The 25,963-nt window shown below is 40.8% G+C and carries 21 protein-coding genes; 11 read left to right on the forward strand and 10 right to left on the reverse strand.

The window, feature by feature from the left end; all coding sequences use genetic code 11:
* Nucleotides 1-161: 161 nt before the first annotated feature.
* From AC13CC_RS05910 to prfB, 4 genes are all read right to left on the reverse strand, one after another.
* Nucleotides 162-2,645, reverse strand: coding sequence for a TonB-dependent receptor (locus AC13CC_RS05910; protein WP_326277348.1), 2,484 nt, complete (start codon nt 2,643-2,645; stop codon nt 162-164).
* Nucleotides 2,646-2,746: 101 nt separating this feature from the next.
* On the reverse strand, nt 2,747-3,235 hold the full coding sequence (locus AC13CC_RS05915; protein ID WP_326277347.1) for a hypothetical protein: 489 nt from the start codon (nt 3,233-3,235) through the stop codon (nt 2,747-2,749).
* 68 nt (nt 3,236-3,303) lie between these two features.
* Entirely contained in the window at nt 3,304-3,645 is a 342-nt protein-coding gene (gene arsC / locus AC13CC_RS05920; RefSeq protein ID WP_293162859.1) for an arsenate reductase (glutaredoxin), read from the reverse strand.
* 10 nt (nt 3,646-3,655) lie between these two features.
* A protein-coding gene (prfB, locus tag AC13CC_RS05925) for a peptide chain release factor 2 (RefSeq protein ID WP_326277346.1) occupies nt 3,656-4,757 on the reverse strand; the annotation gives its coding sequence in 2 pieces (ribosomal slippage) (nt 3,656-4,693 and nt 4,695-4,757; 1,101 coding nt in all).
* A 326-nt stretch (nt 4,758-5,083) separates the two neighbouring features.
* On the opposite strand from prfB, the gene AC13CC_RS05930 reads away from it, so the two are divergent.
* Nucleotides 5,084-7,486, forward strand: coding sequence for a zinc-dependent metalloprotease (locus AC13CC_RS05930; RefSeq protein WP_326277345.1), 2,403 nt, complete (start codon nt 5,084-5,086; stop codon nt 7,484-7,486).
* Nucleotides 7,487-7,494: 8 nt separating this feature from the next.
* Nucleotides 7,495-8,520: a threonine aldolase family protein gene (locus tag AC13CC_RS05935; protein ID WP_326277344.1), complete on the forward strand. Its 1,026-nt coding sequence runs from the start codon at nt 7,495-7,497 to the stop codon at nt 8,518-8,520.
* Between the two features lie 73 nt (nt 8,521-8,593).
* On the opposite strand, the gene AC13CC_RS05940 is transcribed toward AC13CC_RS05935, so the two are convergent.
* A complete protein-coding gene (locus AC13CC_RS05940) occupies nt 8,594-8,920 on the reverse strand; it encodes a YbaB/EbfC family nucleoid-associated protein (protein WP_326277343.1) in 327 nt (108 codons plus the stop codon).
* Between the two features lie 175 nt (nt 8,921-9,095).
* Between AC13CC_RS05940 and AC13CC_RS05945 the strand changes: the two genes are divergently transcribed.
* From AC13CC_RS05945 to capB, 3 genes are all read left to right on the forward strand, one after another.
* Entirely contained in the window at nt 9,096-11,234 is a 2,139-nt protein-coding gene (locus AC13CC_RS05945) for a S9 family peptidase (protein ID WP_482876490.1), read from the forward strand.
* A gap of 70 nt (nt 11,235-11,304) precedes the next feature.
* Complete coding sequence (capA, locus tag AC13CC_RS05950; RefSeq protein WP_293162875.1) at nt 11,305-12,345, forward strand: cysteate synthase; 1,041 nt, start codon at nt 11,305-11,307, stop codon at nt 12,343-12,345.
* Between the two features lie 124 nt (nt 12,346-12,469).
* Entirely contained in the window at nt 12,470-13,729 is a 1,260-nt protein-coding gene (gene capB, locus AC13CC_RS05955) for a cysteate-C-fatty acyltransferase (RefSeq protein ID WP_293162878.1), read from the forward strand.
* A gap of 85 nt (nt 13,730-13,814) precedes the next feature.
* Here capB and AC13CC_RS05960 read toward each other — a convergent pair whose 3' ends face one another.
* Together AC13CC_RS05960 and AC13CC_RS05965 are read right to left on the reverse strand one after the other, a co-directional pair.
* A complete protein-coding gene (locus tag AC13CC_RS05960; RefSeq protein ID WP_326277340.1) occupies nt 13,815-14,765 on the reverse strand; it encodes a nitrilase family protein in 951 nt (316 codons plus the stop codon).
* Between the two features lie 390 nt (nt 14,766-15,155).
* Nucleotides 15,156-15,647, reverse strand: a complete 492-nt coding sequence (locus AC13CC_RS05965; protein WP_326277339.1) for a peptidase associated/transthyretin-like domain-containing protein — start codon at nt 15,645-15,647, stop codon at nt 15,156-15,158.
* Nucleotides 15,648-15,774: 127 nt separating this feature from the next.
* On the opposite strand from AC13CC_RS05965, the gene AC13CC_RS05970 reads away from it, so the two are divergent.
* Complete coding sequence (locus AC13CC_RS05970) at nt 15,775-16,386, forward strand: tyrosine-type recombinase/integrase (RefSeq protein ID WP_326277338.1); 612 nt, start codon at nt 15,775-15,777, stop codon at nt 16,384-16,386.
* Entirely contained in the window at nt 16,379-16,609 is a 231-nt protein-coding gene (locus tag AC13CC_RS05975) for a tyrosine-type recombinase/integrase (RefSeq protein WP_482876498.1), read from the forward strand. The genes AC13CC_RS05970 and AC13CC_RS05975 overlap by 8 nt, the downstream gene beginning before the upstream one ends.
* 103 nt (nt 16,610-16,712) lie before the next feature.
* Here the strand turns inward: AC13CC_RS05975 and AC13CC_RS05980 are convergent, their stop codons facing one another.
* Together AC13CC_RS05980 and AC13CC_RS05985 are read right to left on the reverse strand one after the other, a co-directional pair.
* On the reverse strand, nt 16,713-17,831 hold the full coding sequence (locus tag AC13CC_RS05980) for an N-acetyltransferase (protein WP_326277337.1): 1,119 nt from the start codon (nt 17,829-17,831) through the stop codon (nt 16,713-16,715).
* Nucleotides 17,832-17,897: 66 nt separating this feature from the next.
* On the reverse strand, nt 17,898-18,881 hold the full coding sequence (locus AC13CC_RS05985; protein ID WP_326277336.1) for a transporter: 984 nt from the start codon (nt 18,879-18,881) through the stop codon (nt 17,898-17,900).
* An 87-nt stretch (nt 18,882-18,968) separates the two neighbouring features.
* On the opposite strand from AC13CC_RS05985, the gene AC13CC_RS05990 reads away from it, so the two are divergent.
* The 4 genes from AC13CC_RS05990 to AC13CC_RS06005 are packed head-to-tail and all read left to right on the forward strand — an operon-like array spanning nt 18,969 to nt 24,417.
* Nucleotides 18,969-19,235 (forward strand): DUF4834 family protein, encoded by a 267-nt coding sequence (locus AC13CC_RS05990; protein WP_326277335.1) that lies wholly within the window; start codon nt 18,969-18,971, stop codon nt 19,233-19,235.
* A 24-nt stretch (nt 19,236-19,259) separates the two neighbouring features.
* Entirely contained in the window at nt 19,260-21,692 is a 2,433-nt protein-coding gene (locus AC13CC_RS05995) for a YfhO family protein (RefSeq protein WP_482876491.1), read from the forward strand.
* Complete coding sequence (locus AC13CC_RS06000; RefSeq protein ID WP_326277333.1) at nt 21,692-22,957, forward strand: glycosyltransferase; 1,266 nt, start codon at nt 21,692-21,694, stop codon at nt 22,955-22,957. The genes AC13CC_RS05995 and AC13CC_RS06000 overlap by 1 nt, the downstream gene beginning before the upstream one ends.
* On the forward strand, nt 22,957-24,417 hold the full coding sequence (locus tag AC13CC_RS06005) for a lipopolysaccharide biosynthesis protein (protein ID WP_326277332.1): 1,461 nt from the start codon (nt 22,957-22,959) through the stop codon (nt 24,415-24,417). The genes AC13CC_RS06000 and AC13CC_RS06005 overlap by 1 nt, the downstream gene beginning before the upstream one ends.
* Before the next feature lie 50 nt (nt 24,418-24,467).
* On the opposite strand, the gene AC13CC_RS06010 is transcribed toward AC13CC_RS06005, so the two are convergent.
* Entirely contained in the window at nt 24,468-25,682 is a 1,215-nt protein-coding gene (locus AC13CC_RS06010) for a hypothetical protein (RefSeq protein ID WP_482876492.1), read from the reverse strand.
* Between the last annotated feature and the right edge of the window lie 281 nt (nt 25,683-25,963).

The raw sequence follows: 25,963 nt of genomic DNA on the forward strand, positions 1-25,963 counted from the left end.
AAAGAAGCCAATTGGCTTCTTTTTGTTTTTAAGATTAGTTTTCATTTAGTTTGAGAACTAATTTTTTGTCTTGTTTAAAATCAAATTACGTAAAGCAAAAAAAGCAGTCGTTCGGCTGCTTTTTTATTTAAGTTTCGGGGAAACTCGCTTTTTTGTTAATCTTAGTATTGTCCTTCGCCATCATCGTCACCAGGACCTTGTTGTCCGCCCCTTTGGCGTTGCTCCTTAGGTTGGTTAAACCTATAAATAAAGGATAAGTTTACCTGTCTTTGTCTCCACTGGAACTCACTGTCCGATGTAAATGTAGGTGTTTGTGTAAAAGACCGTCGCTTTCTGGAGTTGAACAAGTCACTGGCATTTAAGGATAATGTAGCCTTATCATCGAAAAGATCTTTGCTTATCGCTAAGTTTAGCGAGAACATTGGATCGGATTCTGTTTGGGCATTTTGCCTTGGGCCCATATAAAAGGAGTTGGCCTGAAGCTCTAATTTTCCAGGCAATGTAAACTTGGAGCTCAAACGGGCAAAATAGCTGGAATTGGTTGTTCCATAATCGACCCCGTTAAATGTTCCATCTGAAGAAAAAGTGAAAAAGTTGAAACTACCGTTCATTCTCCACCATTTAGTAGGGTTGTACATTACACCTGCTTCGGCACCGATACGCTCGTTGGTGGATAGGTTTATGGGAACCCTTCTAATGATCTGGATACCATCCGAAGTAAATTGACCCGTATTTTCGGTAATAAACTCAAAAGATTGTGTTTCCCGTTGATAATATACAGAAGAGGTAAAGGTTATCTTTTTCCACCTCTTCATATAACCCAAATCAAAAGCATTGGCAAAGGCCGGATCTAAGTCTGGATTTCCTTGAAAAACGTTTGTCCTACTAGATCTGGATGGAAATGGGTTTATAAACCAGCCCCTTGGCCTGTTTATCCTCCTGTTGTATCCAAGCGAAATGTTTTGGGTTTCCGAAATTTCGTATACAAAGTTGACCGTAGGGAAAAGTCCTAAGTAGTTCTTATCAAAATTAAGGTCAACATCTTCCCCCACAAGTTCTTCCAAAGCCTGGCTATCTATACTGGCATCTACCTCACCCCTCAATTCCGTATTTTCCAAACGTAAACCAAGTAACACAGAAAATTCACCGTACTTGTTCCCATATTGGGTGTAAAGTGCATTCACATTTTCGTGATAGGTAAATAAGTTGGTAAGATCTTGATTGGTAATGAAATTGCCTGTTCCTTGATCTAGGGTATCCAACTGGTAATCGTTTACCTCTTTTTCAAAAGTACCTCGGTAACCCGCCTCAAACTGAGCATCTCCCATGGGCAAAACGTAATCAATCTGAGCCAGAATATCGTCCTGTTTTTGTTTTTCGTAAATGTTTTCGAGTGCTATCAAACTATCACTTGGCACCGTACGATCTTCACGAATACCGGTCAAAACATCCTCATTATCATAAGAATACTGAAAATCAGCAGTCAACTTCTGTCCATCATCATCAATATTGTTGGTGTAATTAAAAGAGAACTGTCGGCTGTTGTCCTTCTCTGCTTGATCTTCCGTTCTAAAGGTTCTACTGTTGATGCTTCCATCAGAAAACCGTTGATTGTCATTTTCAGTCAGATTATTTTCATCTGACCATCTGTAGAAAAAGCTACCGGTAATCGAGGATTTTTCGGTTATAAAATACTCCATACCAATATTTACATTGAAGCCATCATCATTTCTACTGATATCTCTGTCTTCGTAAATTCTATCAAATTCACTTTGTTCGGATAGATAGGTATTATCATTGTAACCGCCTCCTGGAGATTCTCGGTGAAAATACCCCAAGGTGTTAAAAATATTGAACTTTTCAGTTCGGATATTAAAGTTGGTAGTGGCTCTGGCATTAAAGGGGATTCCTCCTGTTAGGTTAATAGAACCATTGATGCCCAAGGTCTTCTCCTTTTTAAGCACAATGTTCAAAATACCTGCGGTACCTTCGGCATCATAACGGGCAGAAGGACTGGTAATTACCTCCACCTTTTCTATGGCATCGGCAGGTAGTTGCTGCAGTACATCGGTAGAGCCAAAACCGGCCAATGCGGATGGTTTCCCGTTGATTAGGATACGAACATTATCGTTCCCCCTTAAGCTAATGCCTCCCTCTACATCTACGGAAACAGAAGGGATATTGCCCAAAGCATCACTAACGTTGCCACCACTTGTAGTGATGTCCTTTCCAATGTTATACACTTTTTTGTCCAAACGTACCTCAACAGTGGTTTTTTCACCTACCACCTCAACTTCTGCAAGTTGGGCAACATCTGGGGACAAAGTAATTGAACCTAAATTGGTATCCGAATTGTACGTTTGTCCTTTTTGGGAGTATGTTTTATATGAAATAAATTCTACTCTAATATTATAAGTTCCAGGTGTGGTTTCAACTTCAAAATTACCAGAGAGGTCAGTGATTCCGCCAGTAACTTTGTCCGGGTTATCCGTATTTTGCAACACAAATGTCGCATATTCCAATGGTTGTCCAGATTCCGAATCAACCACTTTACCTGTAATAGTTATGTTTTTTTGGTCTTGTTGCGCCTTCCCTTTAAAAATAGCCAGGGTCAATAGCAGCAACGGGATAATAATCCTTTGCATAGTTTGATTTTTACGCTGCAAAAATTGAAGGAAAAAAGGAGGCTACGAAATATAAATCCCCCAACAACGCAATTGAACCTGCGAATGACCTTAAAGAATTGTTAATCCCTGTTTTTCTTCTTTTTCTTCTTCTTTTTTTTCTTTTTGGCTTTGAAGTGGTTCTCTTGCAGTTCCATAAAGGCTTCGTATTTGTCTTCAGGCAGACCTGCCTTTAATTCGGCGTCTTGGCGTCTCTTTATTTTCTCGATTTCCTCTTTCATTTTAAGAGGTTCCAGTTCCAAGATTTGAAGCTCTATACGTTGTTGCACAGATTGCACCAATGAAGTGCGTACTACAGCTTGCTCAAAAGGGTCCAAGCCTATTGCCTCGGTGATGGAGGGCATTTGTTCGTCCACTAATTCCTCTGCAGTTGGAGGGGTTTCTTCTTTTTGGTTGTCCACAGGACCCGCTTGTGGCACATAACTACGTCCTCTGCCATACATGCCGCGAGAACCGTATGGGGAACCATAACCATATTGTGCATACATATCGTTAATGGCCAACATACCTATGAATAGGGTAATCAAGAAGAGGGTTTGTGTACTTTTCATGGGCTAAATATAATATTTAGGATTCATTTATATGCGTATTCGTTGTTAAATGTAGCTGTATATCAGAGTTATAGCAACTTGGCAATATTCTCTGGAGGTCTGCCCACAACTGCTTTTTTTCCATTCACAACAATGGGTCGCTCTATCAATTTTGGGTTTTCGGCCATCGCGGTGATCACCTCATCATCGGTCAGGGTTTTGCCTTTGAATTTTTCTTTCCAAATGGCTTCGGTTTTACGTACCAAATCTATTGGGGAAATTCCTAAATAATCAACTAAGGTTTTAAGCTCTTCTTTACTGGGAACATCGTCCAAATATTTTACAACTTCAAAATCTTTTCCAGATTTTTCCAATATGGCCAATCCTTCTCTGGATTTTCGGCATCGTGGGTTATGGTATATTTTAATCATGATTATTGTGTTATTCCTGTTCTTCTTTTTGTCCCATCATCATCAAATAGGCCTTTAAAAATGCGTCCAAATCACCGTCCATAACAGCATCCACATTTCCGGTTTCCTGTCCAGTACGTACATCTTTTACCAGTTTATAGGGGTGCATCACGTAGTTTCTGATTTGTGAACCCCACTCAATCTTCATTTTGGAGGATTCTATTTCGGCACGTGCCTCTTGTTTTTTCCGAAGCTCGATTTCGTACAGCTGTGATTTCAACATTTTCATGGCTGTGGCCCTGTTGTCGTGCTGAGAGCGTGAATCGGAACAGGATATTTGGATTCCAGTTGGCTTGTGCACCAATTGGACCTTGGTCTCCACTTTGTTTACATTCTGACCGCCAGCACCACTGGAACGTGCTGTGGTAATCTCAATGTCGGACGGATTCACTTCAATCTCGATACTGTCATCCACCAACGGATACACATATACGGAAGCAAAGGAAGTGTGCCGCTTGGCATTACTATCAAAAGGGGAGATGCGCACCAAACGATGGACTCCATTTTCTCCTTTGAGCCAACCAAAGGCATACTCCCCTTCAATTTCCAAGGTAACGGTTTTAATTCCAGCTACATCGCCCGCTTGGTAATTGAGTTCCTTTATTTTGTAGCCATTTTTTTCGCCCCACATCATATACATTCGCATTAGCATGGAGGCCCAGTCGCAACTTTCGGTGCCACCGGCACCTGCGGTTATTTGAAGTACTGCCGTGAGCTCATCACCTTCGTCCGATAGCATATTGCGGAACTCCAGTTTTTCAATGGCCAATTGGGCTTTTTCAAACTGTTTGCTCACTTCCTCTTCAGAAACTTCACCCGCTTGTTGAAATTCCATAAGCACCTCAAGGTCGCCGATCAAGGTTTTGGCTTCCTCAAAATCTGCTACCCAATTTTTTTTGGATTTAATGGACTGCATTTGTTTTTGGGCTTCTTGTGGATTGTCCCAAAAACCAGGAGCAAGAGTTTTTTCTTCCTCGTTCTCTATTTCAATAAGTTTGGCATCAATGTCAAAGATACCTCCTTAACGCACCAAGGCGCTCAATAAGATCTTTCTGCTGATCTGTGGTTATCATGTATCGTATTTTGGGGTAAAAATAAGTTTCTTTCTGCACATGACCTTGGAAAAAGATAAGTTCAAGCACCCAAGTTCAAGTTCAAATATCAAAGACGGGAGTTACTGCTGACTGTATAATGACCTCCGACTTCGGGCTTCGGACATCAAACTCAAGCTCAAGCATCAAGTTCTAGTTCAATCTCCAACTTTCAAGTACAAGTTTCCGATTGTATGTTTTAAATTCAAATAACCGAACCCAGAGAATCTATAATGTATAAGTCTATCATCTTATATCGAAATGTAAAATGAATTCCATATTTTTAGGAACAATATATCAACCAGATTATGAAGAACACAACTACGCTCATCACCTTATTTTATTTTGTTTGTGCCTCATTGGCAGCACAAACCTTTGAAAAAGCTAAAGACTTCCAGAAATTCAATGGCTACTTCAATTTTTTCTACGACGATTCAACTGACAAAATCTATCTTCAGGTAGATGAGCTCGAAAAAGAATTTCTATATGTTTATGCACTGAGCAGTGGCATCGGTAGCAACGATATTGGACTTGATCGTGGCCAGTTAGGCAACGAACAGGTAGTATTCTTTCGCAAAGCGGGAAAAAAACTGCTTCTGGTTCAGCCTAATCTGGAGTTTAGGGCCATCACCGACAACGAGTTGGAAAGAAAATCCGTGGAGCAGGCCTTTGCAAAATCAATCTTGGAAGGATTTGAAATTGTTGAGGAGTCCAAAGGGAGCTACCTTATAGATTTCACCGACTTTTTAATGCGAGACGCCCATGGAGTTTCCAACCGATTAAAGAGAGCTAAGCAAGGTTCGTACAGTTTGGACAAGTCCAAAAGTGCTTTGGCCTTTGATCGCACAAAAGCATTCCCTAAAAATGTGGAGTTTGATGTAACCTTAACCTTTAAAGGAGACCCACAGGGAGATTGGATTCGTTCGGTAACGCCTACAGCCAGTTTGGTAACCGTGGCACAACACCATTCATTGATTGAATTGCCCGATGATGATTTTGAGAAAAGGCTTTTTGATCCCCGAAGCGGGGGATACCCATTCTCTTATTACGATTATGCCACACCGGTAGAAGAATCTTTGGTAAAAAGATTTATAAGAAGACACCGTTTAAAAAAGAAGGACCCCAACGCCGAAGTGAGCGAAGCTGTTGAGCCGATAATATATTATTTGGATAACGGAACCCCGGAACCTATCCGTTCAGCCCTATTGGATGGTGGAAAATGGTGGAACCAAGCGTTCGAGGCAGCAGGGTACAAAAATGCCTTTCAAATGAAAATGCTACCGGATGATGCAGACCCTTTGGACTTGCGTTACAATGTGGTACAATGGGTGCACCGTTCCACACGAGGGTGGAGCTATGGGGCCAGTGTTGTAGATCCACGAACCGGAGAAATCTTAAAAGGGCACGTTAGTTTGGGGAGTTTGCGCATTCGTCAAGATTTTATGATAGCCCAGGCCTTGATGAACCAACCATTTGAAGAAAGAGACGACAACTATCAACCTATGTTGGAGTTGGCCTTGGCAAGAATCCGTCAGCTTTCCGCACACGAAATAGGACATACGCTCGGTTTTGCCCATAATTTTGCAGCAAGCACCAACAATAAAGCATCTGTAATGGATTATCCGCACCCACAATTTGAGTTGGATGGAGGTGAAATCAGTTTTAAAAATGCCTACGATACTGGTATAGGTGAATGGGACAAAGTAACCGTAGCCTATGCCTACTCCGATTTTCCAAGCGAAACCAACGAGCAAGAAGCGTTGAATGCTATTTTGAAGAAAGCCCAGGACGATGGATTGCGCTATATTTCCGATCAAGATGCCCGCCCTAAAGGCGGTGCACATGTGTTGGCCCATTTGTGGGACAATGGAAAAAGTGCCAGCCAGGAATTGGAGAGCATGTTGGAGATACGGAAAAAAGCGATAGAAAACTTTTCAATAGACAATATTAAAACAGGCGAAGCCTATTCTGTTTTGGAAGATGCGTTTGTTCCTCTGTATTTCTTCCACAGATACCAGACCGAGGCCGTTTCCAAGGTTATTGGTGGTTTGGATTATAATTATGCAGTTAAAAATGGTGGTCAAACGCCTGTAAAACAGGTCAATCAAGATGTTCAAAAAGCAGCAATGGAATCCATTCTAAAAACATTGGACGCCGAGGTGATTGCGGTTCCTAAGAACAAATTAGACCTTTTTCCGCCAAGAGCCATCGGTTTTAGCCGCTCCAGAGAATCCTTTAAAGGCAGGACAGGCGTAAGTTTTGATGCCCTTTCCGTTGCGGAAACTGCTGCAGATATGACTTTGGAACTATTGCTTCACCCTGAGCGAGCTTCCCGTTTGATTCAGCAAAAAAGCTTGGATAAAGGTCAAATGGGTTTAAAAGAAGTTTTGGATGAAACCATTAAAGGTACATTCGACCTTTCTCATCGCGATGATTACGAAGCAGAAGTACAAAACACCATCAATTTTAGAGTACTTTACCACATTATGAATTTAGCTGCTCACAATGAAGTGCATCCACAAGTAAACGCCATTGCCAACGAAGCATTGAATGATTTAAAAACACAATTATTGGGCAATGGCAAAAATGCCATATCGGCAGAAATGGTCAAGAGAATTGATGCATTCATGAAAAAGCCATCAGAATTCAAACTTATTCCAGTTGAAAAAATTCCAGATGGGTCGCCCATTGGTATGGACTGCATGGACTAAATTATTTTATGGAGATAAATTTAATAAGTGACACCGTCACAAGGCCTTCATCCGGAATGTTGGAGGCAATGATGAATGCGAAAGTAGGGGACGATGTATTCAAAAATGACCCTACGGTAAATGAATTAGAAGCTAAAGTTGCCGAGTACTTTGGTATGGAAGCCGCACTATTTTTCCCAAGCGGCACTATGACCAATCAAACGGCGATAAAAATTCACACCAATCCCGGTGATCAGTTAATTTGTGATAAATATGCGCACGTCTACAATTACGAAGGGGGAGGCGTCAGCTTCAACAGTGGTGTTTCCTGTAAACTGGTGGATGGCAACAGGGGGATGATGACCGCAGAACAAGTGGAGGCCTCCATAAACCCGCCCGATTTTTACCACAGTCCATTAACCGCTTTGGTCTGCATAGAAAATACCACGAACAAAGGGGGTGGAGCCTGTTGGGGTTTTGAGGAGTTGAAAAAAATCCGAAAAGTTTGTGATGAGCACAATCTAAAATATCATTTGGATGGTGCCCGACTTTGGAATGCCTTGGTTAAAAAGGGTGAAGACCCTAAAGCCTACGGGAAATTGTTCGACACCATCAGTGTATGTTTGAGCAAAGGCATGGGATGTCCCGTAGGTTCCGTTTTGGTAGGAAGCAAAGGTGAAATAGGCAAAGCCTTGCGCATCCGTAAAATTTTTGGTGGCGGCATGCGTCAATCCGGGTATTTGGCTGCCGCAGGGATTTATGCTTTGGATAATAATGTAGAACGATTGGCAGAGGACCACAAGAAAGCTCAGGAAATAGGGGAGGTGCTTCAATCGTTGGATTTCATTAAAAAAGTGGAACCTATCGAGACCAACATCATTATTTTTGAAATAAATGAGAATAAAATGTCATCCGAAGCTTTTTTGGAACAATTGACCAAAAATCAGGTATCCATCATAGGGATGGGGCAGGGAAAATTACGCATTGTTACCCATTTGGACTATACCGATGCTATGCACGAGCACTTTTTAAAGGTTTTGAAAAGCATTGGATAGCGCAGTCGAGAAGTCCAAAAAGGTCTCGACTTAAGTTTGTTTTGAGCGAAGCCGAAAGGCTCGACCTGACATATTACTTAATAAAAGCATCCATCCCGGGAATATTCGGCATACCTTCTTTGGCCACAGCGGCCAATTCAGCTTCATTTACCTTGGTGGCTTTTTCAATGGCTTTGTTCAAGGTAAGTACCAAATAGTCTTCCAATTGCTCCTTGTCTTCCAAAAGCGAATCATCAACAGCAATGGATTTTATTTCTCTATTGGCCGTAAGAGTAACTTTTAGGAGTCCATCGGAGGACTCTTCATCAATCATAACGGTGTTCAAACGCTCCTTCGTCGCTTCTACCTTCTTTTGGGTTTCTTTGATTTTACCCATCATTCCCATTAAATCTCCGAACATAACTTTAAATTTTAAATGTATTTACTAACATCTTTACGGTTATCTGTCATGTCGAGCGCAGTCGAAACACTTTAACTCACCCTTCGACTCCGCTCAGGGTGACAAAACTAGGACAAACAAGTGATAATTATCAAACGTAAGTTCAAAAATAGTAAATTGGCTAAAACACTATCTCATGAAACTAATCAATTCAAGAATTTCTATTCTGGTTTTATGCCTTATTTTTGCGACCGCTTGCAAAAACAACAAAGACGAATCCATGAGTATAAATCCCCCTGTAGCACCAAAACATCCAACAAAACTTGAGAAGCACGGTGATGTAAGAATCGATGATTACTATTGGATGAACAATAGGGAGGATCAACAGGTTCTCGATTATTTGAACGCCGAGAACGAATACTATCAAAAAATGACCGCCCACACCAAGGAGTTTCAAGAGAAACTTTTTAAAGAGATGAAGGGTAGGATCAGGGAAGATGATTCGTCTGTTCCCTACAAATTGGACGGATATTGGTACATTACTAGGTACGAAGAGGGCAAGGAATACCCTATTTATTCCAGAAAAAAGGAAAGTTTGGATGCCGAAGAAGAATTGTTGTTCGATTGCAACGAAATGGCACAAGGCCACGATTTCTTTAACATGAGGGGTGTTTCCATCAGTCCAGACAATACCATGGCCTCCTTTGGAACGGATACCATTTCCAGAAGGCAGTACAATATACAGGTGAAAAACTTACAATCGGGTGAAATTTATCCCGATATCATTGAAAATACGACGGGAAGCTCTGTTTGGGCCAACGATAACAAAACGCTGTTCTATACCAAAAAAGACCCTGTCACCTTACGTTCCGATAAAATTTTTAAGCATGTGCTGGGTACTTCCAGCGAAGCGGATGAATTGGTTTTTCACGAAAAGGATCCCACGTACAATACCTTTGTGTACAAGACCAAATCCAGAAAATATATCGTGATTGGCTCTAGCAGCACGTTGACATCAGAATATAGAATTTTGAATGCGGATGATGCTGAGGGCGAATTCAAGGTGTTTTCCCCACGAAAAAAAGGGGTCGAGTATGGCATATCACATTTTGAGGATGAATTTTATGTGTTGACCAACAAGGACAAGGCCACCAACTTTAAGTTGATGAAAACAGATGAGAAACATACATCATCGGAACATTGGGAGGAATTTATCCCGCATCGGGAAGATGTTTTGTTGGAAGATGTCGAAATTTTTAGGGATTATTATGTGCTTACAGAGCGTAACAATGGCCTCAATCAAATGAAGATAGCCAAATGGGACGGTTCTGACAGTTATTATTTGCCTTTTGATAGTGAAACCTATGTGGCAGGACCTTCTGTCAATTTAGATTTTGACACCAAAATACTTCGTTACTATTACAACGAAATGGGAGAACCTTATGCCATAATTGATTTTGATATGGAAACCAAAACCAAAACCATTATGAAGCAACAAGAGGTTTTGGGAGGTAAATTTAATAAAGATAACTACAAAACAGAGCGCTTGTGGGCCACGGCCAGGGATGGTAAAAAAGTACCAATTTCCTTAATTTACCGTAAAAACACCTCTTTGGATGGCTCAAGTCCGTTACTGCAATACGGTTACGGCTCTTACGGTGCCACCATAGACCCCTATTTTTCATCCATACGGTTGAGTTTATTGGACCGTGGGTTTATCTACGCCATTGCCCACGTTAGAGGAGGAGAGTATTTGGGCAGGCCTTGGTACGAGGACGGAAAATTATTTAACAAGAAAAATACATTTACTGATTTTGTCGATGTTTCTCAATATTTGATTGACCAAAAATATACGACCCCGGAACATTTATATGCCATGGGCGGCTCTGCCGGTGGGCTTTTGATGGGAGCCGTAATCAATATGGCACCAGAACTATATAATGGAGTAATCGCGGGAGTTCCTTTTGTGGATGTGGTCTCTACCATGTTGGACGATACCATTCCGTTGACCACGGGAGAGTATGACGAATGGGGAAATCCAAACGAAAAGGAATATTACGATTACATTAAATCTTATTCCCCTTATGACAATGTAGAGGCCAAGGCATACCCAAATATGTACGTATCCACTGGATTGCACGATTCCCAAGTGCAGTATTGGGAACCGGCCAAGTGGGTGGCCAAATTGAGAGAATATAAAACCGACGACAACCTGTTGTTTTTGGATACAAATATGGATGCTGGTCACGGTGGAGCCTCGGGCCGATTTGAGGCTTTAAAGGAAACGGCGAAGGAATATGCCTTTATTTTAGACCTTGAGGGAAAAGCCCTTTAAAAAAAAATGTTACATTTGCATGGAATAATTTTATTTTTAAGGTAAGATTGTTCCCTACCTAATACCAGTTATGAAGAAACAGATAAATGCGCACAGCAATATCCTAGACCTAATTGGAAGTACCCCCTTAGTTAAGCTAAACAGAATTACTGCCCCACTTACCGGAAATTTTTATGCTAAGCTGGAATGCTTTAACCCCGGACATTCTTCAAAAGATAGAATTGCGATTCATATTATTGAAGAAGCCGAGCGAAAAGGGCTTCTTAAACCGGGTAGCACCATTATCGAGACTACATCTGGCAATACAGGCTTTAGCTTGGCCATGGTGAGCATAGTCAAAGGCTATAAGTGCATATTGGCCGTAAGTTCAAAATCATCGCCGGACAAGATCGATATGTTGCGTTCCATGGGAGCCAACGTATATGTTTGCCCAGCCCATGTTAGCGCGGATGACCCACGTTCCTATTACGAAGTAGCCAAACGTTTGCACAGCGAAACTGAGAATTCAATTTACATCAACCAATATTTTAACGAGTTAAATATAGATGCCCACTATTCCAGTACAGGGCCCGAGATTTGGGAGCAGACCAATGGTCAAATTACCCATTTGGTGGCTTGTAGCGGGACAGGGGGGACTATATCCGGAATTGCCCGTTATTTAAAGGAACAGAACCCAAATATTAAAATATTGGGGGTAGATGCTTATGGGTCTATTTTGAAAAAATATCACGAAACCGGAGAGTTTGATCACAATGAGGTGTATCCATACCGAATTGAAGGATTGGGCAAAAACTTGATTCCGGCAGCTACGGACTTTAATAGCATTGACAGGTATATTAAGGTGACTGATGGTGAAAGTGCCCACATGGCCCGTAAATTGGCCCATACCGAAGGTATTTTTGCAGGTTACACAAGTGGTGCCGCAACTCAGGCATTATACCAATTGAACACCGAAGGGGAGTTCACCGAGGACAGCAATGTTGTTGTGGTGTTCCCGGACCATGGTTCTAGGTATATGAGCAAGGTGTACAGTAACGAATGGATGGAAAACCAAGGTTTTTTCGACATCCAAAATGCCGAAATACCAGAAGAAATAAAGTATATTAAATAAACCAATACCCAATAATACTTATAGAACGGCAATGAAAAACATTGCCGTTTTTTATATCTGAACATTTCGTTATGCGAGGTTCATAAAAATATATACTTTTGCATTTGAATTAAATTTAAGGTAGATGAGAGATTTATTCGATAGAATCATTGAGAACAAAGGACCTTTAGGAAAATGGGCCTCACAGGCTGAGGGCTATTTTGTTTTTCCAAAATTGGAAGGACCTATTTCCAACAGAATGAAATTCCAAGGGAAAGATGTGATAACGTGGAGCATCAATGACTATCTGGGTCTCGCAAACCTACCTGAAATAAAGAAAGTGGACGGAGAGGCAGCACTGGAACACGGAGCTGCTTACCCAATGGGAGCCCGAATGATGAGCGGCCACACCGATTATCATGAACAGTTGCAAAACGAACTGGCAGAATTTGTACATAAAGAAGCTTCTTATTTATTGAATTTTGGATACCAAGGCTTTATGTCTGTAATCGACGCTTTGGTGTCTAAGGATGATATTATTGTATACGATGTGGATTGCCACGCTTGTATTATAGATGGTGTTCGCTTGCATATGGGCAAGCGTTTTACCTTTAAGCACAACGATCCTGAAAGCTTGGAAAAAAACTTGGAGCGTGCCACCAAATTGGCCAATGAAACCGGTGGAGGAATCTTGGTGATTTCTGAAGGAGTTTTTGGTATGCGAGGAGAACAAGGGATACTAAAAGAAATTGTAGATCTAAAGAAAAAGTTTCAATTCAGGCTTTTGGTAGATGATGCCCACGGTTTTGGAACATTGGGAAAAACAGGTGCCGGAGCAGGAGAGGAGCAAGGCGTACAAGATGAAATTGACGTGTATTTAGCCACTTTTGCCAAGTCTATGGCAGGTATTGGTGCATTTGTAGCAGCAGATAAGGAAATCATCGAATACCTAAAATACAATCTTCGTTCCCAAATGTTCGCTAAATCATTGCCCATGGTTTATGTTAAAGGAGCGCTTAAGCGACTTGACATGCTACGTACCATGCCCGAACTTAAAGCAAAGCTTTGGGAGAACGTAAACGCACTCCAAAATGGACTAAAGGAAAGAGGGTTCGACATTGGGACCACCACTAGCTGTGTAACCCCCGTTTATTTGAACGGAAGTATTCCAGAAGCAATGGCCTTGGTGAAAGATTTACGCGAAAACCATGGAATTTTCTGCTCTATTGTGGTATATCCCGTAATTCCAAAAGGACTGATTTTATTGCGTTTGATTCCTACGGCGACACACACCATGAAAGATATCGAAGAGACACTTGATGCTTTTTCCGCTATTAGGGAGCGTTTGGAAAATGGCACTTACAAAAGACTTTCGGCGGCCGTAGCTGCGGCTATGGGCGAATAAATTTTATGATGGGCTTGCCTTGCGAGGGGATATTTGGCTATGGTTAAACTCAAGTCGTTCTACTTGGGTTAATATAGATATTATTTCAATCGCTATTACTTTTTTCTTTCATCCATACCGGGGTTGTTTCCGATTTATGGTCTTTGCCAATTATATCTTTGTACAATTCTGGTTTTCTGGCATTCTTGTACCTCCAACCTCCCGAGAGTTGAATTTTATCTTTTGTTATTTTTGAAATTGTAATATCATTTTCAAAGGATTTTATTTCGGACAAAATTTCACCATAAGGGTCAATTATCATCGAATTGCCATTTTTTAAGTGCTCACCATCGTAACCGATCGGGTTTGTAAATGCATAATAGACCCCATTGTCATAAGCTCTTGCAGGCAACCAACGCATTAACCAACGTCTGCCTTTTGGGCCATCGAATTCCATTCGTAACGAAACTGGGTCATCTTCGCGGTTTTGCCAATATTTATCGGCTACATAACCTCGATGTGGCATTGCAGATGGGGTACAGCCCGTAACATGTGGGGCAAAAATCAATTCTGCTCCCAAAAGGCTCGTTGCCCTAACATTTTCAATCACGTTATTGTCATAGCAGATTAAAATTCCACATTTCCAACCAAGTATGTCGAATACGCAATATTCATCGCCAGCAGACATATACTTGCTAATAAAAGGATGTATTTTTCGATATTTTGCAATTAGTCCTTCTCCAGTAACACAGATAAATGTATTGTATATTTTTCCATCAGATATTTCTACGAGACCAGCCAAAATAGGAATGTCCAATTCTTTGGATATGGCAATCAATTCTTGTGTGCTTTTTCCGTTAGGTACCTCTTCGGCCAAGTTCGTTATTTGTTCAAGACTTAAGTCTTTGGTAAAAGTATAGGCCGTAATCGACATTTCATGAAAACTGATTAAGTCGGCTCCTTTGGATTTTGCTTTTTTTGCAAGTTTTTTGATTACCGATAGATTATAGGCTTTATCACCGTCTTTTGGTTCAAATTGGGCTACTGATATGTTCATTTTTTATGGGGGTTGATTTTTTATGGGGGTTGATTTTTTTGATTTTTGGTTGCATGGCTATCCCAACTAAGGCGAGTAGCGTTTTAAATTTGTATGCAACAGTTAAAGGTAGCTATTGGAGATTGATTTGCTATAGCCACTGTTGAGAAATGTGCTTATTATCCTTAGCGGAGCGAAGGCCTTAATTGGTTTAACATGGGATAAATATAGCGAATAAACAGTCGTACTGCGTGGCCGTTGGGGAAGAATAGCTCGGGAATCGTTCCGCTTGCGGTACTGGCCGAGCGGCCGCAGTCACTTTTCCAACGGTCAAGTATAACCGTCAGTTACGGGACTAAAGTTAATGATTTTCGGTTAAGCACAGACGTTAGCATCTATGTACACCGTTTTTTATTCACAGTCTTTTATTAAATTCCAATCTTCAGATACAGTTTTAGTCTTTGGATTATATTCAAATTCCGTTATTTTATTCTTGCAATTCAAGGTTAAATAATCATTCTCTAATTTGTTAGTGTACCAATAACCTAATAAATTAGCGTAGTGTTTTATCGGATAGCAACTTTTCTTTTCCAATTCCGAGAGTTGTTCATATTCCTCAATATCGATACTTTTAAAAGTAGGCAACTCAATTTTACCTAAATCCAACTTTGTAAATTCAAATTCCAGATTACGTATTTCAACTGATAATTCACGGTCTTTTAAAATCAAGTCTGCTTTTGCTATTCGTTCAGGTATTTGCAATTCAAAGAATCCGTCAAAATCCGAATTTATTTTCAACTCCGAATTTTTAAAATATACTTCAACTCCAGGTATTTCTGAATTTTCTAGAAATAGTTGACCAGATATTTGAGCATTCGCTATTCCGCTGAATACTAAAATCAAAATCGATATGTAGAATGTCTTTTTCAAATGGTGTACAACTACTGGATACAAGGAACTTTCCGCATATCCCTATTCAATGGTCATAAATATATTACTTTTTCAAGGGAATTCGATATATTCGTTTATCATGTCAGTTGACGGTTTTGTGAAAATACTGGAGGTTAAAAGGTATAGCAAGAATACTATAGATAGCTATACCTCTATCGTGAAGATGGCCGGACACTTCTTCAACAAACCTTTGGATAGGGTAGATGAAACCGATTTGCACCGCTACTTTTATTTAATGGTGCACACCAAAAAAGTGTCCTATTCATATCAAAAGCAGATTGCCATGGCATTAAAACCATATTATAGGGAGATGTTCGGGCAAAGTATCAATCTAGAACTCTTGTTCCCAAGCAGAAAGCCCAGTAAACTACCCGTAATCTTAGCAAGGGAAGATGTGCAAAAAATTATAGATAAAACAAAAAACGTCAAACATAAAAGTATGATTGCCCTTACTTATAGTGCGGAGCTAAGGGTGGGAGAACTCATAAGTTTAAAGATATCCGATATTGATTCGACACGGATGGTCGTGCATATAAAGGCGGCCAAGGGAAACAAGGACAGGATAGTCCCCTTTCGCAAAAGGCGCTCCACATGCTCAGGGATTATTATAGGGAATATTTGCCCAAATATTATTTGTTCGAGGGGCAAAAAGGAGGAAAATATACCTCGTCCAGTTTCAACAAATTGTTGAAATCGGCGGCAAACGGGCCAAGATACATATGCATATCACGGCACATACCCTTCGGCACAGTTATGCTACCCATCTTTTGGAAAAAGGTATCGAGATAAGGGTCATCCAAAAACTTTTGGGGTACAATTCCATCAAGACCACCATGATCTATACCCAAGTTTCTGAGCCCACAATGCTTCACGTTTCAAGTCCGTTTGATGACGATAATGGTGACCACCTTTGATGTATTTACGCTATAGCGTTCCTTGGGATTTCCACTTCACCTCTCCTTTTGAGGGGTCGAGACTGCTATAGGGGCTTTTTGGATGAGAGAAAAACAGCTAAGGCTACAAATCCTTCACATAAGTACGCCTACGCTTGATCACTTTCGGGTCAAAATGTTTCCACATTTGCTGTATGGCAATATTATCTTCCAGTTCGGGAGTTCTAATACAATTTACCACCCCACGTTTTTTAAACGTATGGTGAAACTCATTAAAAATAATAGAAGTCACCCCTTTGTTTTGGTATTTGGGATGTATGCCGATCAAGTAGAAAATCGCATCCTTGCTATGCTTTCGGGCATGGAGCAAGTGGAAAACTCCAAAAGGGAATAATTTTCCCTTGGCTTTTTGCAATGCTTCGGAGAAAGAGGGCATTACAATGGCAAAGGCCACTAGGTTATCGTCCGAATCCACTACAAACTTGATGTACTCCGGATTTATAAAACTGATGTATTTTTTCTTGAAATATTCCTTTTGGATATCGGTAATCTTCACAAAGGATGATAATTTGGCATAGGTTTCGTTAAAAAGGTCGAACATCTTGTCCACCCAGGGCATTATATCGGCACTTTTTTCAAAGTTCAATTCCCGTAGGCCATAGCGCTTTTTGATCAGCACATTGGCCTTGGCAAACAACTTTGGGTCGGCATTGGCCGCTGGAAACTTACTTTCGCGATATTCTTTTTCCTTGGTAAATCCATGTTTTTCGTAATGCGATTGGTAGTAGGAGTGGTTGTACCAGGTCACCATGGTTCCGATATGGTCAAAACCCTCGGTAAGCACGCCTACTTTGTCCAAATTGGAAAAGCCCACGGGACCTTCTATGTATTCGAGCTGGTTTTCCTTGCCAATTTCATGCACCTTGTCCAACAAGGCTTTGGATACTTCAAAGTCGTCCTCAAAATCGAACCATCCGAACCGCATTTTCTTCAAGCCTTGTTCCTTAACTTCCAACCAATTGATAATGGCTGCTACGCGTCCCACAATCTTGTTGTTTTTGTAGGCCAAAAAGAATTTGGCCTCCGCCGTTTTAAAAACAGGGTTTACGTCCTTGTCAAAAGATGCCATTTCATCTTTAATGATAGGGGGCACCCAATACGGAGAATCTTTGTAGAGCGAAAAAGGAAATTTTACAAAACGCTTTAAGTCCGATTTGGACTGTACCTGCTTAACGGTTACCATAGTTGCAAATTAGTGCCCAATATTATGAATATTACTTGCAGTAGAAAAATGAAGTTTGTGGAAAACTTAAAAATCTATAGTTCCGCCGCGGTTTTTCTTTCTTCTTTTGGATTTTCGTTTATTGGCGTTTTTCTTGATTTTTCCGTTCATACCCGATTGTTGCTCGTTGATGGGGATAAGCTCGTCTTTGTGAAAGTCCAAACGGTACGAGAATCCAAGCACAACAAAAATACGGGATGGGTCGTTTTTAAAATTGGAACCTAAATGGAAATCTGCCTGAAAATTGGGATTGATCAAACGGGCCACCCCGGTTCTTAAAATAATATCGGAATAACGGTCGCCAGAAATACCTTGACCCTCAAAAAAAACACTCCATCGTGGATCGCGAAAAGCGTGGGTCAACGATAAGGCGTAGCGCCATTCGGGAAAATCGGTGGTAATGCGGTCATAAGCAATATTGGAAATCAAAACAAATCGTGGCGAAAGCCTACTCTGCGTTTGGATGCCACCACGATACGAAACCGTAGGCTCGCCAGGGTAAAATGGATTGTCGCCGACCACAAAATTGGCCCCACCATATACGGATACGGCAGGAATCAAATTTTTCCATTGGAATACATTGTTCGCCCTCCAACTATATAAATTGGGTTTGTTGCGTTCTGGATTCTTAAAAGGGTCAAAAACCAAATATTTCAAACCTACCCGGTTTCTGGAAAAATTGGTCAGCTTGCCCTCTATGCCCAAATCGGGATAAGTAATATTTTGAGTAATGAACGATCCCTCAGCAATTATTTCCAGTTCTTCAAAAAGGAAACCGTACCTCAACGCATAATCGGCCCCAAAAATATTGGAATCTGAATTGAGGTCGGCATTATCCTGTTGTTCGTACAACATTCCAATCTCGGCCTGTGCCACATTTTTACCAACGGCATAAGCACTGGCGGCCCTTCCAGGCCTATTGGAATTGATGACATCGGTATATTGGGCAGTAAGAAATGTTGGGAATAGAACGAAAAGAAATAATGACTTTTTGATCATGGAAATATCCATATAACTGGGTTTTTAATACTATTTTAAGATACGTTTGATGGGTTTACGGGACTAACAATGTAACTTTGATACAATAACTAAGGTTATATGGTTTTATTACAAACGATTTTAATTGTCATATTAGTATACTACGGGCTCAAATTACTTTTGAAGTGGTTGGCACCGAAGCTTCTTAATTATGCAGTTAAGAAGACGAGCGAACGTTTTGGACAGCAGTTTGGCAACCCACAAGATTTTGATGACTCGCATACTAAAGAAAAAGAAGGGGAGACCATCATTTCCAAAAAACCACCCCGTAGATCCAATCCCTCAAAAAAAGTTGGAGAATACATAGATTTTGAGGAAATTGATTAATATTTGCGCTATCAAAACCTATCCATGAATCTTTCTCCAAAAGCCATCATCACCCATATTTGTGTTATCAGTTTATTTATTCTTGCCTCGCTGGTCTACTTTTATCCGGTATTGCAGGGAAAAGCCATTTATCAGTCGGACATTGCCCAGTACAAGGGCATGGCCCAAGAACGTGATGCATACAAAGAGCTTACGGGAGAGGAATCGTATTGGACCAATAGCGCTTTTGGTGGGATGCCCACCTACCAATTAGGTGCCAATTACCCGCATAACTATGTAAAGGAATTGGACCGTTTGATTCGGTTTTTACCCAGACCTGCCGACTATCTTTTTCTCTATTTGATAGGGTTTTACATTTTGCTGTTATGCCTTAAGGTCGATTTTAGGTTGGCGGCATTGGGGGCATTGGCCTTTGGCTTTTCCACTTATCTAATTATTATTCTAGGGGTGGGACATAATGCCAAGGCACATGCTCTGGGGTACATACCCTTGGTTTTGGGTGGAATTATTCTCGTTTTCCGAAAAAAATACATTTTAGGATTTATACTGACTGCATTGGCGATGGCCTTGGAAATAAGTGCCAATCACTACCAAATGACGTATTATTTTATGCTTTTGGTGTTGGTGATGGGTCTGGTATATCTGATTTACGCCATCAAGGAAAAAGAGTTCAAACACTTTTTTGCTTCCGTAGGCATTTTGATTTTGGCCGTTGTGCTGTCCATTTTCACCAATGCGACCAGTCTTATGGCTACCAAGGAATATGCCGATTGGAGTACTAGGGGGACATCGGAATTGACCATAAACCCTGATGGAAGTGACAAAGCCATTTCCACAGGTTTGGACTACGATTATATTACCCAATACAGCTATGGGATTGCAGAATCCCTCAATTTGTTTGTGCCACGTTTGTTCGGAGGTTCGGGCGGAGAAGATTTGGGCAAAGATTCCAAAGCCTATGAATATTTGACCAACCAAGGATTATCACCATCAAAAGCTATTGAGTTCTCTAGCAGTTTGCCCTTATATTGGGGAGACCAGCCTATTGTAGCGGCTCCTGCGTACGTGGGTGCCATTGTGTTCTTTTTGTTTCTGTTGGGTGTGTTTCTGGTGGATGGTAAAAAGAAATGGTGGTTGTTGGCGGGTGCCATTTTATCCCTGCTGCTCTCGTGGGGCAGAAACTTTCCGTTGCTCACCAATTTTATGATCGATTATTTCCCGATGTATAATAAATTCCGAGCGGTGTCCTCCATTCAAGTGGTATTGGAGCTTTGTTTACCTGTACTCGGAATTTTGGGAATACGGGAATTGTTTAAATCATCGGTCGACCAAAAAGAAAAGCTCAAAGCACTAAAGCTAGGTTTCTTTATTTCCGTAGGACTGGGCATCTTTATTTTCTTGTTGAAAGGATTCTTTGATTTTGAAGGACTGCGCGACGAAACCTATCGTGGTTATTTTGGCGATGAATTGATGACCATGATCCAAGGTGATCGTGAAGCCGTTTATATCAGCGATACCATTCGGTCATTAATTTATGTGGCCCTTGCAGCTGCCGCGCTGTGGTTTTTCATCAAAGAAAAAATCAATAAAAACATTTTAGTTTTTGCCTTGGGTGCATTGATTTTGTTTGATTTGGTGGGGGTGGATCTCCGTTATGTGAATGAGGGTGACTTTGTGCGTCAGCATCAGGTAAATCAACCTTTCCAAGCCAATCAAATAGACCAAATGATTCAGCAGGATGATTCCATTTACCGTGTTTTTGACCCTCAAGAAGGTTTAAATGGGGCACGTACTTCCTATTTCCATAAATCAGTAGGTGGGTATCATGCGGCGAAACCCCGGGCACTTCAAAATTTGTTCGAGTTTCATCTGTACAAAAACAATCTTCAGGTGTTGAATATGTTGAATGTAAAATATATTATTCAACAAGATGAGGAAGGTAATAGTTTCCCTGCGGTGAACCCCGATGCCAATGGCAATGCATGGTTTGTTAATCAGTTGGTCCCCGTTTCATCGGCCAATGAGGAAATTTTGAAACTTAAGGATTTCAATTCCAAAACACAGGCAGTGGTCAACACAAAGCAATATCCTGAATTGACCAAGTTTCGTTATTCGGTCGATTCCTTGGCCCAGATTAAATTGGTGGATTACCGCCCCGACTATTTAAAATACACATCCAACAATTCCAACGACGGCTTTGCTGTTTTCTCGGAAATGCACTACCCATCGGGCTGGAACACATTTATTGATGGAGAACCGCAAAAACACTATGAAGTGGATTATGCGCTTCGTGGAATGAAGGTTCCCGCTGGCACACATGAAATCGAGTTCAAGTTTGAACCCGAAGTGGTGGAAACGGGAAGCCAGATTACCTTGGCTGCCAATATTCTCTTGGGATTGATGATTGTTGGGGGACTGGGCTTCACCCTGTTCCCTAGGAAAAAGGAAGCATCCTAATGCGAAAAACCTTGGTCATAGCGTACTATTGGCCTCCGGCAGGGGGACCAGGGGTACAGCGTTGGCTTAAGTTTGTTAAGTATCTGCCCGATTTTGATTTTGAGCCCTTTGTGTATGTTCCCGAAAATCCCAGTTATCCCATTGTGGATGAAAAGTTGATTGTGGAAGTTCCAGATGTTAAAATACTTAAGCAACCCATAAAAGAGCCTTACGGCTGGGCTTCACTGCTCTCAAAAAAGAAGACCAAAACCATTAGCTCGGGGATTATCAAGGAGGATGACCCATCATTGGTGGAAAAGTTGTTGTTGTGGGTTCGTGGCAATTTTTTTATTCCAGATGCCCGAAAGCTTTGGGTAAAACCGTCTATTTCCTATTTGGCAAAGGTTATTGCAGATGAGGGTATAGAAACCATAATTACCACTGGACCGCCCCACAGTCTACATTTAATCGGGTTGGGCCTCAAAAAAAAATACAATATCCAATGGATTGCCGATTTCCGTGATCCATGGACATCAATAGGGTATCATAAAAAGTTACGGTTGACGAAATCCTCCCAACAAAAACACAAAGCTTTGGAGAAGAAAGTGCTTGTTTCCGCCGATAAGGTCGTGGTAACGAGCCAAACCACTAAAACAGAATTTGAGCACATCACGCCCAAACCCATTAAAGTAATCACCAATGGTTTTGATGATGAGCTACAACCAGGACCTTTGGATTCAGCATTTACCATTTCTCATATTGGCTCGTTGTTAACTGGAAGAAACCCATTGGGGTTATGGCAGGCCATTCAGGAGTTGATGGAGGAAAATGAAACGTTTAAAAAGCACACAAAAATCCAATTGGCTGGGGTAGTAGGGGAAGAGGTTTTGCAATCCATCCAAAAATTTGGGCTGGATGATCATTTGGAGCAATTGGGTTATCTGTCCCACGATAAAGTTTTGGAAACACAGCAAAAATCGCAATTACTTTTGTTGTTGGAGATTGATTCCGAAGAGACCAAAGGCATCATTCCGGGAAAATTATTTGAATACCTAAATGCGAAGCGTCCCATTTTGGCGATTGGCCCAAAAGGGTGGGAGGCCGGAGCCATGGTGGAACAACACAAAGCTGGAAATACTTGTTTGCATTATGATGTAGCGGCATTAAAAAATGTACTTTTGGATGCCTTTAAACACTATCAAAAAGGAACTTTGCTTTGCAACTCTAAAGGGGTTGAACAATATCATAGAAAGGCATTAACGGAGTCTTTGGCTAAATTTATCTAATGGGAATCGTTTTAAAACAATCCTTTCAGAATACGGTAACAACTTTTGTCGGGTTTGCGTTCGGGGCCGTGAACACCCTGTTCCTCTACACCAATATTTTAGCGCCCAAATATTATGGTCTGGTAACTTTTATATTGGCTACGGGTGCCATATTAATGCCTTTAATGGCACTGGGGGCCCACAATGCCACTATAAAATATTACAGTGCCCAAAATGAGCAGCACAAGAATGGTTTTATAACCTTAATGCTTTTAAGTCCATTGATGGTTCTGGGTGTCTTATCACTATTGACATGGTTTTTTTATGAGCCGATCGCGTTGTTCTTGTCTAAGGAAAATCCAATTGTTAAGGATTATGTTTGGTATGTGTTCTTGGTGGGAATGGCCATGGCCTATTTTGAGATATTCTTTGCGTTGAGCAAGGTGTATTTTAAATCGGTGTTTGGTAATTTCATGAAAGAGGTCTTTGTCAGGGTTTGTGTTTCCATCTTGTTGGGCTTGTTGTACTTTGAAGTGATTTCGCTGGATTTTTTTCTAAAGGCCTTGGTGGGGGTATATCTGCTCCGTACCCTTTGTATGAAGTTGTACGCTTTTAGACTGCATAGACCTGTGTTGGATTTTAAGTTTCCCAAGGAATCCAAAACTATTTTGGGGTATGGTATACTGATGATTTTGGGCGGTTCTGTAGCATTGATACTTTTGGAGGTGGATAAATTTATGATCAACCAGTTTATTGTTTTGGATAATGTGGCCTATTATAGTGTTGCAGGATATATTGCCTCTAGCATTGTTGTGCCGGCCAGGGCCATGAACCAGATTACCTATCCGATGACCGCCAATTATTTGAACACGGGCAACTTTTTTGAACTTGAGCAATTGTACAAGAAGACTTCGCTGACTTCTTTTATTGCATCTGGGCTCTTGTTTGTATTGATTATTTTGAACATTGAAGATTTGTTCCTGATGCTTCCGGAAGATTACCGAGGTGGTTTTTTTATTGTTCTTTTAATTGGTTTGGCAAAGGTCTTCGATTCACTTTTGGGCAACATCAATGCCGTTTTGTATTATTCGGAATATTACAAGGTTATTCTGTTGATAGGGATTTGTTTTGCTTTGGCCATTATTTTGCTTAATCTTTGGTTGATTCCTGTTTATGGGATAGAAGGAGCGGCATTGGCCAGCTTTCTCTCCATTTTCATTTTTAATCTGGCCAAAGTGATATTTGTAAAGTCAAAGTTTGATTTTTTGCCCATTACTAAGGCTACGTTCAAGGTTTTTGCGACCTTGGTTTTGTTATCGTGCCTTTTTTATTTGTTGCAGTTTCCTTTTCACCCTATCATCAATATTGGCTTAAAGTCATTGCTTATTGTTGTCATGTATGTGGGTATTTTGTATCGTTTTAATATTTCGGAAGATGTTACGGGCATCTTGTCCAAATGGTTAAAAAAAAATACCCCGTAGCGAATAAATCCGGCTACGGGGTAAACAACTAACCAACCTAAAAAAACTATCTAATTATTTCTTCTGGAAGCACCTCTTGAACTACTGGTTCTAGCGCTACTTTTTCTGTTGCTAGAGCTTCTGCTCACACTTGGCCTAGAAGTTGTTTTTCTACTCACAGAACTTTTCCTGATACTCGGTCTAGTGCTTCTGGAAACGGCTTTCCTTGAAGAGTTTCCCCTGCTCACCGTAGACCTACTTCGTGTTCTCGATGTGGTCTTGGGTTTTCTATAGGTACTCTGGGTAGAACGCTTAACAGTTCTGCCTTTTGTACTAGGGGCCACTTTTCTGGAACTCACACTTCTTTTATTGGGCGTGCGCGTTACTTTATTATTGGAAGCCGTTGTTCTTCCAGATCTTGTTACATTATTTGATTTTCTATAATTATTGCTTCTGGAATCCCTGGAAACAACTTTCTGTCTTTTTCCATTATTACTGGAACGGTTAACGGCAGTATGTCCTCTTCTAGCAGAATTTTGAGCTACTCTCACATTGCTCCTGCCATAATCTACTGCTCTTCTATTATTGTTGCCGTGAACAGAAACTCTCCTATCATTTCTATAGATGTTGTCTCTTCTATACTTATTGTTGTTTCTATACACTTTACCTACTTTGACATACGCACGTCTTGTGTTATGTCGGTAAGGCGCATAGTACGTATATCTGACAGGTCTGTAATACCTTCTGTATGGTCTTGCATATACATTACAGAATCCAATGGAAGGTCTTGCAAAATATCTATGGAAAGGTCTGTACACATACCTTCTGTTATAAATATTGATGTAACCTGTATAGTGACTGAAAACCCCTCCATTATAGTAAACGTGCAATCCACCAATTCTACGAACCCTACCATTGTTGTACCAGATTTCCACATTTCCTATTTGTGAAACACGTCCGTAATAATCATAAAAAATAGGGGTGTTCTCAACTTGGATCACGGCACCATAATCATCATATTGTACATAAGGGTTGTAATTATATCCTGAGTTAAAGGTGATACCAACGTTTCCGATTCTGGCTCCAACACCTACATTTACCCTGTTGTCTATGTAGAAATCGAACTCACCATCTGGATAAACCGAGAAGGTTACTCCATCTTCCACAAAGATGAAAGAATTTCCATATCGATAATTGGTGGCAGTAGCCACTGTATTGGTTGTTTCTGCTTGGATACTTGGTATTCCAAAAACAACCGCTGCTATAATGAGTACTAACTTTTTCATACTACAAGGTTTTACGTTCTAGATGCAACTATTTACATCCACCCTAAAGTACGCAATCTGCGTGCCAAAAATTGTAAACAACTGATAATCAGTATAAAATATATGTTTTTGTACTCATAAATGATAAATATTGAACATGAAATTCCAAATCTGTATGTAGTAAGTAGTGGATAGTAGTCCGTCAAAAAGCGCAAGTTCAAGTGTCAAGTTCAAGAACAATTGTCCCCTTGAGGGGACTTTAGGGGTGTTTTTTCTGGAGTGGACAAGAATTTCACGAATTT

This window comes from Flagellimonas sp. L-11 (genome assembly GCF_056857735.1).